The sequence below is a fragment of the Algoriphagus sp. AK58 genome (assembly GCF_014324365.1).
Classification (GTDB): domain Bacteria; phylum Bacteroidota; class Bacteroidia; order Cytophagales; family Cyclobacteriaceae; genus Algoriphagus.
In genome coordinates this window covers 23766-37246 of record NZ_QEIG01000024.1, presented here as the reverse complement: position 1 = coordinate 37246, position 13481 = coordinate 23766, and the positions used below count along the sequence as shown (strand labels likewise).

13 protein-coding genes are annotated in these 13481 nt (G+C 45.7%); 7 read left to right on the top strand and 6 right to left on the bottom strand.

Annotation, left to right across the window (positions count from 1 at the left end; translation table 11 throughout):
• Positions 1 to 362 precede the first annotated feature (362 nt).
• From DDT91_RS18900 to DDT91_RS18885, 4 genes are all read left to right on the top strand, one after another.
• Positions 363 to 2366 carry a thiamine pyrophosphate-dependent enzyme gene (locus DDT91_RS18900; RefSeq protein WP_187177760.1) on the top strand — a complete coding sequence of 668 codons (2004 nt, stop codon included), beginning with the start codon at positions 363 to 365 and terminating at the stop codon, positions 2364 to 2366.
• 191 nt (positions 2367 to 2557) lie between these two features.
• Positions 2558 to 2941: a transposase gene (locus DDT91_RS18895; protein WP_187177759.1), complete on the top strand. Its 384-nt coding sequence runs from the start codon at positions 2558 to 2560 to the stop codon at positions 2939 to 2941.
• The gene (locus DDT91_RS18890; protein ID WP_187177758.1) at positions 2938 to 3861 is read left to right on the top strand and encodes a DDE-type integrase/transposase/recombinase; all 924 of its coding nucleotides are present in this window, start codon (positions 2938 to 2940) and stop codon (positions 3859 to 3861) included. Before DDT91_RS18895 ends, DDT91_RS18890 begins: the two co-directional genes overlap by 4 nt.
• A gap of 66 nt (positions 3862 to 3927) precedes the next feature.
• Entirely contained in the window at positions 3928 to 4422 is a 495-nt protein-coding gene (locus tag DDT91_RS18885) for a GNAT family N-acetyltransferase (RefSeq protein ID WP_187177757.1), read from the top strand.
• Positions 4423 to 4886: 464 nt separating this feature from the next.
• Here DDT91_RS18885 and DDT91_RS18880 read toward each other — a convergent pair whose 3' ends face one another.
• Together DDT91_RS18880 and DDT91_RS18875 are read right to left on the bottom strand one after the other, a co-directional pair.
• Entirely contained in the window at positions 4887 to 6425 is a 1539-nt protein-coding gene (locus DDT91_RS18880) for an arylsulfatase (protein ID WP_187177756.1), read from the bottom strand.
• 47 nt (positions 6426 to 6472) lie between these two features.
• A complete protein-coding gene (locus tag DDT91_RS18875; RefSeq protein ID WP_187177755.1) occupies positions 6473 to 7249 on the bottom strand; it encodes a tRNA pseudouridine(38-40) synthase TruA in 777 nt (258 codons plus the stop codon).
• 83 nt (positions 7250 to 7332) lie between these two features.
• On the opposite strand from DDT91_RS18875, the gene DDT91_RS18870 reads away from it, so the two are divergent.
• Genes DDT91_RS18870 through DDT91_RS18860 form a run of 3 tightly spaced genes read left to right on the top strand, consistent with a single transcriptional unit; the run spans position 7333 to position 8401 of the window.
• Complete coding sequence (locus DDT91_RS18870) at positions 7333 to 7905, top strand: hypothetical protein (protein WP_187177754.1); 573 nt, start codon at positions 7333 to 7335, stop codon at positions 7903 to 7905.
• A complete protein-coding gene (locus DDT91_RS18865) occupies positions 7905 to 8153 on the top strand; it encodes a DUF4160 domain-containing protein (RefSeq protein WP_187177753.1) in 249 nt (82 codons plus the stop codon). The genes DDT91_RS18870 and DDT91_RS18865 overlap by 1 nt, the downstream gene beginning before the upstream one ends.
• Before the next feature lie 14 nt (positions 8154 to 8167).
• Positions 8168 to 8401 carry a DUF2442 domain-containing protein gene (locus DDT91_RS18860; protein WP_222718686.1) on the top strand — a complete coding sequence of 78 codons (234 nt, stop codon included), beginning with the start codon at positions 8168 to 8170 and terminating at the stop codon, positions 8399 to 8401.
• 238 nt (positions 8402 to 8639) lie between these two features.
• On the opposite strand, the gene leuB is transcribed toward DDT91_RS18860, so the two are convergent.
• From leuB to leuC, 4 genes are all read right to left on the bottom strand, one after another.
• Positions 8640 to 9707, bottom strand: a complete 1068-nt coding sequence (gene leuB, locus DDT91_RS18855; protein WP_187177751.1) for a 3-isopropylmalate dehydrogenase — start codon at positions 9705 to 9707, stop codon at positions 8640 to 8642.
• Positions 9676 to 11235, bottom strand: a complete 1560-nt coding sequence (locus tag DDT91_RS18850; RefSeq protein WP_187177777.1) for an alpha-isopropylmalate synthase regulatory domain-containing protein — start codon at positions 11233 to 11235, stop codon at positions 9676 to 9678. The genes leuB and DDT91_RS18850 overlap by 32 nt, the downstream gene beginning before the upstream one ends.
• 91 nt (positions 11236 to 11326) lie before the next feature.
• Complete coding sequence (gene leuD / locus DDT91_RS18845; protein WP_187177750.1) at positions 11327 to 11917, bottom strand: 3-isopropylmalate dehydratase small subunit; 591 nt, start codon at positions 11915 to 11917, stop codon at positions 11327 to 11329.
• 157 nt (positions 11918 to 12074) lie between these two features.
• Positions 12075 to 13481: a 3-isopropylmalate dehydratase large subunit gene (leuC, locus tag DDT91_RS18840; RefSeq protein WP_187177749.1), complete on the bottom strand. Its 1407-nt coding sequence runs from the start codon at positions 13479 to 13481 to the stop codon at positions 12075 to 12077.

Sequence of the window (13481 nt, the reverse complement as noted above, 5' to 3'; positions counted from 1 at the left end):
AATCCTCCCACTTAACACTTTGATAAAACAAGCTTAACGCAAGATGTCGTACTCGGGGAAAAGCTTTGTCTAATTTTGAATCGTACAGCAAATACTTTTTAACTCCTTGCATTTACTTTTTGCCCCGATGTGAATCGGGGCGCTATGCAAGGGAGTTTGGATTTCGGATTTTAGATTTCAGATTTCGGATTTTCTCAAAAGCCTGTCGATCAAATTTAAATCAGCGTCTCTCTGCGACTTTTTCTGCGAATTTCTGTGGGAACTTGAATATTGGCTAAATCAACCCTTCCATTTTCTTCACTTCGAAAAATCTTTTGCCGATTTCGGGGCTTCCTGTACCTTAGATTCCCAAATCGAATCGTATGGAATTCACCGCCCCAAATGCCCAAACATTAACTTTTGACAGAAAAAACTACTCCGATCAAACCCTCCTCAAGCTCTACGAATCGCTGATTATGCCCCGTCGGATCGAGGAGAAAATGCTTATTCTCCTCCGTCAGGGAAGAATAAGTAAGTGGTTTAGCGGATGGGGACAGGAAGCCATCTCAATCGGGGCGGTCAATGCCTTAGCCCCGGATGAATTTATCCTGCCCATGCACCGAAACTTAGGAATTTTCACGGGTCGGGATATGCCTTTGGAGCGACTCTTCGCCCAGTTTCAGGGGAAAAAGTCCGGCTTCACCAAAGGCCGGGATCGCTCGTTCCACTTCGGAAGTATCGAGCACCACATTGTCGGCATGATCTCTCACCTTGGTCCTCAACTGGCTATAGCAGATGGGATCGGTTTGGCGCATAAACTTTCCGAGGAGAAGAAAGTAACGTTGGTTTTCTCCGGAGACGGAGCGAGTTCGGAGGGAGATTTTCACGAAGGATTGAATGTGGCGGCAGTCTGGAAATTGCCGGTGATTTTTGTCGTCGAGCACAATGGCTATGGACTTTCAACGCCGAGTGAAGAGCAGTTTGCCTTCAAATATTTCACCGAAAAAGGACCCGGCTACGGTATGGAAGCAGTTCGGGTGCAGGGAAACAATGTCCTGGATGTATATGACACCATTCTGAGACTAGCCGAAGATATCCGCGAAAACCCAAGACCTGTTTTGGTAGAAGCGATTACCTTCCGAATGCGGGGTCATGAAGAAGCATCAGGCACCAAGTACGTTCCCAAGCACCTCATGGAAGAATGGGCTCAACTCGATCCTGTGGACAATTACGAAGCCTATTTGGAATCCATCGGGGTTCTCGATGCGGCGACCAAAGAAAAACTCAACAAAAAAGTCAAAACGGCGATCAACGATGGCTTGGAAATCGCTTTTGCTGAAGAAGCCATCACTCCAAATTTGGAAGAAGAACTGGCAGACGTCTATGCCCCATTTTCCCAAAAAGTCATCGCTCCGGAGGGACAGCGTACCGAAAAGCGTTTTATCGACGCCATCAGCGACGGACTTCGTCAATCCATGGAAAAATATCCCAATCTGATCCTCATGGGTCAGGACATCGGAGAATATGGAGGAGTTTTCAAAATTACCGATGGCTTCAAAGCCCAATTCGGAGGCGATCGGGTGCGCAATACCCCACTTTGCGAAAGCGCCATTATCGGTGCAGGACTCGGGCTCTCGATCAAAGGCTACAAAGCCATGGTCGAGATGCAGTTTGCAGACTTTGTGAGCGTGGGTTTCAACCAAATCGTGAACAACCTGGCCAAAATCCACTACCGTTGGGGCCAAAATGCGGATGTTGTGGTTCGGATGCCAACCGGTGCCGGAACAGCGGCAGGACCATTTCACTCCCAGTCGAACGAGGCTTGGTTTTTCCATACTCCGGGCCTGAAAATCGTCTATCCATCCAATCCCCATGATGCGAAAGGCCTGCTAAACGCTGCTTTGGAAGATCCCAACCCCTACCTCTACTTCGAGAACAAATTGCTTTATCGTTCCATCTCGGGCCCTGTGCCAGACAGCTACTACACCGTGGAAGTAGGAAAGGCAGCTTTGGCACAAGAGGGCACCCAAGTCTCCATCATCACCTATGGCATGGGCGTACATTGGGCGATCAAGGCCGTCGAGGAACTCGGGATTTCAGCAGATATTCTTGACTTGAGAACCCTCCTGCCTTGGGATCAAGAAGCAGTGGCAGCGACGGTGAAAAAAACTGGGAAAGTCATTTTCCTCCACGAGGATACGCTGACCGGAGGGATCGGCGCGGAGATCTGCGCCTGGATTTCCGAGCATTGCTTCAAAGACCTAGACGCGCCTGTGATGCGGGAAGGTAGTTTGGATACACCGGTTCCTTTTGCACCGAGTTTGGAAAAGCAGTTTTTGCCGGCGGAGCGATTTAAGGGGAAGTTGAAGGAGCTGATTGATTTCTAATTCTTGATTGAAATATCGAAAGATTTGAAAATTGGAAGATTGGATTTGGAGGCGGGGAAGTTTGGAAGCTTGGATGAATAGATGTTTCAAAAAAGTTATCCATCTGAAAACCCGATCTAAGCTCATCTGCCGCTTGATAATGCCTAAATAAAGTTGTTACATTTTGTTGGTTATCCCAAACCCAATAAAAGATGAAAAGCAGTGAGAAATTTAGGCGTAGTCGTTCTTTCAGTGAAGAGCTTCGCAGACAGATCGTGGGTCAGATAGAGCGGAAAGAGTTCAGTATTTCGCAAATATGTCGGGAATATGAAGTATCCAGGACGGCGATTTATAGCTGGCTCTATCGATATTCCACTACCTTGAAGAAGGGAACACGAATGGTTATGGAAAAAGACAGTCAAGAAAAGAGTACCCAGGAGCTAAAAAAGCGGATCAAGGAGCTGGAAGCGGCATTAGGCAGAAAATCATTGGAAGCGGATCTGTTTCGTGTGATTGTGGATCTGGCCTCGGAGGAGTACAAAACGGATCTAAAAAAAACTTTTGGCGATCAAGCGTCCAACTCACCGGTGAAATGAGGCATCCTTATCCATTCACGGTCGAATCGGCCTGTGAGATCCTGGGCTTTACCCGTCAGGCGTATTATAAGAAGCGGAAAGAAAAGCCGGAGCTGGATAATCAGTTGATCGCTTTTGTAACCGATAAATTGGTTACCTCGCGTAAGCGTTGTCCCACCTTGGGCTGTAGGAGCATGTATGGTGATTTTGGGGATCAGTTGCCCATAGGCAGGGATAAAAGCATTGAGCTGTTCATGGATCTGGGTTTTAGGGTCAAGTATCCCAAGCGGTACGGCAAAGCCACTCAGTCGGGGACCAGAGCGTTTTCAAACCTGTTGGAGCATAAAGATGTCAACGGGGTCAATCAAGTCTGGCAAGCGGATATGGACCATTATCTCTATGGTGACAGCAAGCTTTATACGATTTACATCACTGATGTGTACAGCCAGGAAATTGTAGGATTCGGAGCTTATGATTCAAACATTGCCGAGAATTACGCAGAAGTACTGGAGCAGGCTATCAGTAAATCAAAGCGAGGTAAAAGCCTAAAAGGATTGATCCACCACAGTGACGGGGGAAAACAGTATGAGAGTGATATCTATAGATCTCTTTGTGCGAAGAATAAAATCCAGCAAAGCATGTGCATGTACTCCTATGAAAACCCCTATGCAGAAAAGACAAATGATCTGGTCAATAATGGTTACCTGAACAGTTGGAAGCCAAGAACGCTCAACGAATTGAAAGCGTGTCAAAGCAAAGCCGTCAGGGATCACAACACCAATAGAAGGAAAGTAGCTTTGGGGAATATCTCACCGATACAGTTTAGGACAATGCTGCAAAAAGAAAAGCACTTCACCGGTTATACATTGGAATTGAAACCTAGAATACCAGAACAACCAAAGAAAAAGAATACATTCAAAACAGAAATTCAAACTCGATAATTGACAGATTGGTGACAACCATTTTCAGGCACAGTCAGCTCGTAAATCGTAAATCAAAAATCGTACATGATAATCAGACAGCTCGCCAAAGAAGAACTCAACAAAGTTCAATCCATTGCTCATCGAACTTGGCCATCCACGTTTGCCAATATCCTGAGTCCGGAGCAAATCGAGTACATGCTCAATTGGATGTATGATCTCAGGATGCTGGAATCACAACTAGAAAAAGGGCATACATTTTTGTTAGCTGAAGAAAACGGGAAAGAGCTTGGATTTGCAGGATTTGAACTGAATTATTCCGAAGGTCCAAAAGCGAAACTGCATAAAATCTACCTTTTGCCTGAAGCTCAGGGAAAAGGTGTTGGAAAAGCCTTGATCCTCGAAGTTGCCGACCGAGCCAAAAAGGCCAATCAAAAAAGCCTTCTGCTTAATGTCAATAAATACAATCAAAAAGCCATTGATTTTTACTTGAAAATGGGTTTTCAGGAGATCTACAAGGAGGTCATCGACATTGGAAACGGCTACGTCATGGACGATGTGGTGATGGAGCTTGATCTTTAAGGCACTTAGTTATGCTGCTTTTCCGAAAGCAGCATTTTTCACACAACAAACATCAACCTATTGATAATCAAAACCCATTAAACTTCATCACTTTACAGATCGCCCCTTCAGGGCTAAATTGTTTGTTATGAACGTAAAAGCCCCAAATTCAATTTGGGGCTTTTACATTTTGCACCTTCAGTGCAAGTATCGATAGATGACAATCAAGTGCCAACGGCACAATTTTTACAAGCTCAGAATTCAATCCTAGGTTTGAAAGAATTTTCAAAGTTATTTGGAGTGCTGAAGGCACGATCTGTAATAAATAGCCAATGGAATCTTAGGCTAAGTCCTGATTATCCAGAAGCAGGTCGGCCAAAAACAACCTTTTCACGTGAGTGAGGAAACTCACGTGGGCAAAAAACCAAAACAGTGCATTTAGGAAAAAATAGCCCGAGAACTTCAACTCTCGGGCTTTTGCATTTTTACTTCAACTCCAGCTGCTCGATTTTACTTCCACTTCCTCTGAGCTCCAGATAGATTTTTTTCATTTCTTCCAGCTTTTCAGGATTGGAAGCTGCCAAATTATTCCGTTGACCCGGATCATCCTTCAGATTATACAATTGATATTCGGAAGAATTGCCCAACTCAATATTTACTTGATTTTGTACTGCAGGACCTGGGTAGGGTGGAATCATGGCCCAATCTCCTGCTCGAAGGGCTGTTTTCGTACTTGCCTCCAAAATCACTGTTTCCCGACCTTTCTGACTCTTCCCCAAGAAAGCATCCAGCAAGTTTTCGCTATCGGGTCCGGTTACAGAACTCCCGACCAAAGCTGCTAAAGAGCTCAGCAAATCAATCTGAGTGACCAAAGCATCCGATACTCCTGGCTGGATTTTGCCTTTCCAATACGTCACAAAAGGTACTTTAGTACCTGCTTCAAACAGAGAATATTTTCCGCCCCGAAGTGGCCCTGCAGGAGTATGGTCGCCCAATTTTTCCACGGCATCGTCATAGTACCCGTCATTCAATACAGGCCCATTGTCGCTGGAGAAAAAGATGAGCGTATTTTCCAGAATCCCTTCTTCTTCCAGCGTCTTCAGTATCTCTCCGATCACCCAATCTGCCTCCAACAATGCATCCCCTCTAGGTCCCATGCCTGATTTACCTTCAAATCTCGGATGCGGCGTACGTGGTACATGTGGCTGCTGCATCGGGAAAAACAGGAAAAACGGTTTGTCTGACTTTGACTTTTCTTGGATATATGTCTTTCCTTTTTCAAGAAAATGGTCCGCCATGTCCACATCGCTCCAAAGGGCACTTTTGCCTCCTTTCATAAATCCGATTCTTGGGATACCATTCACGATGCTGTTGTTATGCCCATGATGCCACTTCATGGTAAGCATTTCTGGATTGGAGATGGCAGTTGGCTCGCCTTCAAAATTTTTGTCGTAATCTACCTGAATCGGATCATTAGGGTCGAGATTGACCACATGCCCATTTTCGATATACACGGTAGGAACCCGATCCTGAGTCGCTGCCAAAATATGGGAATGGTTAAATCCAACATGATTCGGATTTGGAGCGATCTCCTGGTTCCAATTCACAAAACCAGTCCCCAAACCCAAGTGCCACTTTCCGATCACAGCAGTTTCATAGCCCTGTTCTTTTAGCATTTTTGGAAGAGTCATCTGAGCCGTATCGATGATCAAAGGGGCTGTTCCGGGGAGAATTTTGGCATTTTGATTTCTCCATGGATAAGTGCCAGTCAGCAGCGCATAACGGCTGGGCGTACAGGTTGCGGATGAAGCATAGCCATTGGTAAATCTCACCCCTCCATTAGCCAAGCGGTCCATATTAGGAGTTTGAAGTGTGCCTACTCCATAGGCGCTGACATCGCCATAGCCAAGGTCGTCGAGGTAGATCAACACAATGTTTGGTTTTTGCTGGGCATTAGTTTGGATGACTAGAATAAAGAAAAAAATAAGAGCAGGAGACAAGCTTTTTCTGATCCATGAAAGCATAAATTCTGAAGGTTATTTTGGGAAAATGATCCCCCTAAATTGAATCTTTAACTATCCAAATCCAATACCGTCTCCCAAAGCACCAAACCATTCGCGGAAGCAGTAGGAACCGTCTCCCATTCGTGGATGGGATTTTCCAGCCTTTCCTTGATTTGTTCAGGGGAAAAGTACCAAATCGCATGGACCATTTTTCGGACTTGGTGATACAGAAAACCCGTTCCAGTCACTTCAAAGCAATAGGTTTTTTCGGGTGAAAACTCAGTAGAAAAGGCTTCGGTCTCGAAGAATTTAGCTTCTAAGATTTCTCTGGTGAAATCGGTCTTATTGCCCGATATCCTGCAAAAAGCTCTGAAATCATGCCTTCCCACAAAAATCAAAGCATTTTCCTTCATTTGTTCCAACGAATTGATCTGGGAAACCGAAGTCAAAAAAGCCGATGCAAATGGATGAAAAGATTCAGAATCTGAGAAAAAGTAACGATACGTTTTCTGTTTGACCGAGTTGATCAGATTGAAGTCTCTGGGAATTGGCCGAACTGAATTGAGTCGGATTTCTCCATTCAAATTCAGGTTTAAGGCTTCCAAGATCGATTCAAAGTCCACCTCTTCCCGAAGGAAAATCTGAACAAAACCCTGCCGACAACTCACTCCTGAATCGGTCCGACTCGATCCGATCAAGCGGAAATCCTCATGACCCAACACAAAGCGGAAAACCCGCTCCAATTTCCCCTCCACTGTAGGCTGCCCTTTCTGCTTGGTCCACCCCTTGAATCGGGCACCGTAGTACGAAATGGAAAAAAGGTAGGATAAAGGACGAGAAAGCATTTGAGATAATGAGATGATTTGGGTGGAGAATTTTATTTCCCCCTGATCTTGGGTAACTTGGAACAAACCCAAAAATACGCGCTATGAAAACATTTATCAGCCTCCTGCTCCTTTTTATCGGTTTTTCAGCTTTTACTCAAACCACCTCAAGTAAAGAAATCCAAATCAAACTGGCTGTCCTGGCAGCTCCGGAAGATCAGCGGGCCAGTGCCACAGTGTATGCTTTTGACGGCACCTTGCTTCGAAAAGGAACTAATCAGACAGTATGCTTGGGAGATGACCCCAATCGGGAAGGTCTTTCGGTTTCCTGCTACCATAGCAGCGCACAGCCCTTTATGGAGCGAGGTTGGGCGCTTCGTAAAGAAGGGAAAACTGCGGATGAGATTTTCAAGATTCGGGAAGCGGAATCCAAAGCTGGCAAACTCAAACTCCCCGATCAGGGAAGCTTGCTCAATGCCTTGACTGCTGAGGAGACCGATGTCAACTGGACTACCGGTGAAGCCAAAAACACCTACACCCGCTCGGTCGTCTATATCCCATGGGCCACGGCCGAAAGCACCGGATTGCCACTGAAACCAGCCGGTCCCGGTTTACCTTGGATTATGGATCCGGGTACACATCGGGCGCATATCATGATCAATCCGGCGAGGGATTGATGCCTACCATACTTTACATCCTCGGCTGGAGACTTTTCTTCTATTCAAATGAGGGAAATGAGCCAATCCATATTCACGCAGAAAAAGGTGATATGGAATGTAAGTTCTGGATTGATGAAGAAATTATGGATATTAGTGAGGATTTTGGTTATAATTTGACACCAAAGGCCAGAAAAGAAATTAGAAAAATCATCTTCCAAAACTTCGATTTAATCGTTCAATCCTGGAAAGAATACTTTAAAAGCTGAAAAATATGGTGGATTTGCATCAAATTTCCGAAATAAAGTTTGAAGAAGACAAAATGATTATTATACTGGATGACAGGGAGTTAGAAGTAAATTTAAAGGAAGTTTCTTCCAAGCTTCTTTTAGCATCTGACGTAGAAAGAGCTTCATACAAAATTTCTCCTTCAGGCTATGGAATTCATTGGCCACTGATCGATGAGGATTTGTCTATAAAAGGATTTATACAAAAGGAGAATGATCCTAATAAGTAACTTAAATCCCAGCAAAAGCTGGGCATCTCGTCCTCATCATGTTGAAGGTGTTCCACAGGTGGTTTATTTTTTTATATAATTTTTTGCTTGATAATTGGAATCTATGTCTACTATTTAATAAAGAAAGCTAAGCGAACGAGATATTCTAATGATCGATTAATGCAAATTGAAACGATCATCAAATCAATAAAAAAACCACCCCATTCCTGAGGTGGTTTCATTTTTATAACAGGAAATATTATCCCAAAATCTTCGCTGCCAGCCAGTCTCCCACCTCAGAAGTCTTGTAAGCTTTGCCGCCTTCTGCGATATCTTCTGTCACCACTCCTTCTGCCAATGAAAGATTAACCACATCACTGATCAATTTGGCTTCCTCAGCCAATCCAAAGGCATAATCAAACATCATGGAAGCCGAAAGAACCGTTCCAAGCGGATTGGCGATGTCTTTTCCTGCTGCCTGAGGATAGGAACCGTGGATGGGTTCGAAGAGCTTCACTTTGGAACCCAAGGATGCGGAAGGCATTAAGCCCATAGATCCTGAAATCACGGAGGCTTCATCTGTCAAGATATCTCCAAACAGGTTTTCGGTAATGAGGACATCGTATGCCTTTGGCCATTGGATCAGTCGCATCGCAACTGCATCCACAAATTCATATTCCACTTTGACATCAGGATATTCCGGCGCCAATTCCTGCACAGTTTCTCTCCATAGTCTGGATGTAGCCATCACGTTGGCCTTATCCACACAAGTCAGGAGTTTTCTTCTTTTTTGCGCAGCTTCAAAGCCCATTCTCGCCAAGCGGACGATCTCTTCCTTGCTATAGACATTGGTATCGAAGGCTTTGGTACCCTGCTCATTTCGGCCTCTGGGTTCCCCAAAATACACTCCTCCGGTCAACTCTCTAAAAAACACCAAATCCACGCCATCCACACGGTCGAGCTTCAATGGGGACTTATGCACCAGAGAGGGAAAAGTAAAGGTCGGACGAACATTGGCGAAAAGACCCAATTTTTGTCTCATTCTGAGCAAACCTTGCTCCGGTCGGACTTTGGCTTTTGGGTCATTGTCATATTTCGGGTCACCTATCGCTCCAAAAAGGACCGCATCCGACCCTGCGCAAATCTCATGGGTAGCATCCGGGTAGGGATCTCCCGTGGCATCGATGGCACAGGCGCCGACTAGTCCTTCTTTGAAAGTAATCGTATGACCAAACTTTTGTCCTACAGCTTTCACTACTTTGACCGCCTGGGCGATGACCTCAGGACCTATGCCGTCACCCGGCAATAACGCGATATTCATTTCCATAATAGGTGGATTCTTCTTTTTCTGGTTGGTAAGTCATGTTTTCGATGATGTTGAGCATTTTCTCAGTGGCCATCATCGCCGCCACGGTTTGGTCAGGGTCAAGCCCTTTGGTTTTGAAGATTTTGCCATAATCCCAAGTAATTACCGTCTCTACAAAGGCGTCGGTTTTACCTCCCGGAGGAATAGACACATGGTAATCGGTCAATTTGGGAAGTTCCCGACCGAGTGATTTGTAGATCTTTTTCAGTGCTCGCATAAAAGAATCATACTGCCCGTCTCCCGTGGCGCTTTCATCATAAAATTTCCCGTGGATATTCATCCGAAGTTGTACAGTCGGTTTCAAACCTTTGGAATGGGTCATGTGATAGCCTTCGATGCTGATCGTTTTTTCTATGGAGTTATTTTGGAGCACATCGGAAATGATGTATGGCAAATCCTCTGTGGTGACTCGCTCCTTTTTATCTCCTAATTCGATAATTCGCTGGGTTACACGGGTGAGTTCTTCTTTTTCCAAAGAAATCCCCAATTCCTCCAAGTTCTTAAGGATATTAGCCTTTCCGGAAGTTTTGCCCAAGGCATATTTTCGCTGACGCCCAAATCGCTCCGGCATCAAATCGTTGAAATACAGGTTCTTTTTATTATCCCCGTCGGCGTGAATTCCGGCAGTTTGGGTAAAGACGTTTTCGCCCACAACGGGCTTGTTGGAAGGAATATGATGACCGGAAAACTGCTCTACCAGCTTGGAAACCCGGAAAATTTTCTGTTCCTGAATCCCTATTTCCAAATCGGTAAAATCCTTGATCACCGCCACAACCGATTCCAAAGGCGCATTTCCTGCCCGCTCACCCAAGCCGTTGACTGTGGTGTGAATGCCCGCGGCACCATGATTTACGGCTTCCAGCACATTGGCCACGGATAGATCATAGTCATTGTGCGCATGGAAATCGAAATGAACTCCTTGAAATTTTTCCGTGATCTGCGTCAGGAAAGTTTTTACTTCTTCAGGAGAAAGCAATCCCAAAGTGTCTGGAAGCATGATTCGCTTCACGGGCTGCTGAGTGAGAAACTCGATCAGGCTGAGTGTGTATTCCGGAGAATTACGCATGCCATTGGACCAGTCTTCAAGGTACACATTGACTGCGATTCCCTTTTCCTGGGCATAGGCAATGCTTTGGGCAATTTCGGCGAAGTGTTGTTTCGGCGTTTTTTTGAGCTGATGAACCAGATGGTTCAGGGAACCTTTGGTCAGCAAGTTAAGCACTTTGGCACCCGACTCTACGATCCAATTGACTGAGACCGGGGTATCCACAAAGCCCAATACCTCCACGCGGTCGAGATATCCTTTTTGTGCTGCCCAGGTAGTGATTTTCTGAACTCCTTCCAGTTCTCCTTCGGATACACGGGCCGAGGCAACCTCAATACGGTCCACCTTCAGCTCCTCGAGAAGTAATTTGGCAATCTGGAGCTTTTCCGAAGGCAAAAAGGAAACCCCTGAGGTCTGTTCGCCATCCCTCAGCGTGGTATCCATGATTTCGATACGCCGGCGGTTGAAACCCTCCAAGGGTTCAGAACCCTTGGAGGGTTGGGCAGTATGATTTCTTTTCGCCTCCATTTTTGATTTATCTGGATGCAGCAAATGCATCGATTTCAGACGACATGTTCAACAGGTAATCGATGTCATCGAAGCCATTTTGCATGTTGTCTTTTTTGTATTCATTGATGTCAAAAGATTCAGATTCTCCGGTAGCGAGGAGCTTGATCTTTTGCTCGGGAAGATTGACTTCAATTTCGGTCTTAGGATCGGCCTCGATGGCAGCGAAGAGTTTTTCGGCAAATTCAGGGGAAACCGTCACAGGAAGAACTCCGATATTCAGACAGTTATTTTTGAAGATGTCTGCGAAAAAGCTGGACACCACACATCGGAAACCATAATCATAGATCGCCCAAACTGCGTGTTCTCGGCTGGAACCTGAACCGAAATTCTTTCCTGCTACCAGTATTTTACCAGAATAGGTGGGATCGTTAAGGACAAAATCCTTTTTGGGATTTCCCTCTACATCGTATCTCCAGTCGCGGAAAAGGTTGTCTCCAAATCCTTCCCGCTCGGTTGCCTTCAGGAATCTTGCAGGGATGATCTGATCGGTGTCCACATTTTCAGTTGGCAAAGGAACTGCGGTACTGCGTAGGACGGTAAATTTATCGTAAGCCATGGTTTTTCAGATTGAAAGATTGAAAGATTGGAAAGACTTGTCCGCCGTGGCGGATTGAAAGATTAGAAAACTCCGACGCCCAATTGAGATTTTGTTGGTTTCTGAATTGCTATGAAATATTCAATCATCCCTTTTCAGCCTTCTGATTTCAGATTTCTTAATTGTTAAAGACTTCCCTTGGGTCGGTGATTCTTCCGGTGACAGCAACCGCCGCAACGGTCAATGGCGATGCAAGCATCGTTCTCGCTCCGGGACCTTGACGGCCTTCGAAGTTTCGGTTGGACGTAGAGACTGCATATTTTCCGGAAGGAATCTTATCGTCATTCATTGCCAGACAAGCTGAGCAGCCCGGTTGACGGAGTTCGAAACCCGCCTCCTCAAGGATCTTCACCAAGCCTTCTTCATGTGCCAGTTTTTCCACTTCTCTGGACCCTGGTACGATCCAGGCGGTGATATTATCAGCTTTTTTCTTTCCCTTCACAAAATTGGCTACCGCACGGATATCCTCAATTCGGCCGTTGGTACAAGAGCCCACGAACACATAATCCACCAATTTCCCCTTTACAGGTTCCCCTGGTTGGAAGCCCATATATTCGAGTGATTTGAGATAGGAAGTCTTGTTGGACCCCTCCATACCCTCTGTGGTAGGAATACGATCCTTGACTTTGATGCCCATTCCAGGGTTGGTACCGTAAGTGATCATCGGCTCGATATCCGCTGCATCGAATACTAATTCTTTGTCAAAAACTGCTCCCTCGTCGGTTTTAAGCGTTTTCCAATAAGCCACTGCTTTGTCCCAATCCTCTCCTTTCGGAGCGTATTGTTTTCCTTTCAGGAAAGCAAAAGTCGTCTCATCCGGAGCGATCAATCCTCCACGGGCGCCCATTTCGATGGACATATTGCAGATCGTCATCCGGGCTTCCATGGACAGGTTTCTTATAGCAGATCCTGCATACTCCACAAAATATCCCGTGGCACCGGCCGCAGAGATTTTGGAAATGATGTACAGGATGATGTCTTTGGAAGTCACTCCTTTTCCAAGCTGGCCTTCGACGGAGATCCTCATTTTCTTGGGCTTGGACTGCATGATGCACTGGGTCGCAAGCACCATTTCCACTTCAGAAGTACCGATTCCGAAGGCAATCGCTCCAAAGGCCCCGTGGGTAGAAGTATGAGAGTCGCCGCATACGATGGTCATCCCCGGTTGGGTTACTCCCAGTTCAGGACCGATCACATGCACGATTCCATGATGTGCGGTACCTAAATCGTGAAGCTCGATGCCGTATTTCTTGCAGTTTTCGCGGAGCTTTTCCACCTGCATGCGGGAAAGCTTGTCCTTGATCGTCTGATCCTGATCGACCGTAGGCACATTGTGGTCAGGGGTAGCGATCGTTCGGTGAGGATATTTTACGCCAATTCCTCTTTTCTCCAAGTTAAGAAAAGCCACTGGGGAGGTCACCTCATGGATAAAATGCTTATCGATGAAGAATACATCAGGGCCCGCTGGCACAGATCTGACCACGTGGGAATCCCAGATTTTATCAAATAATGTTGTCTTTTCCAT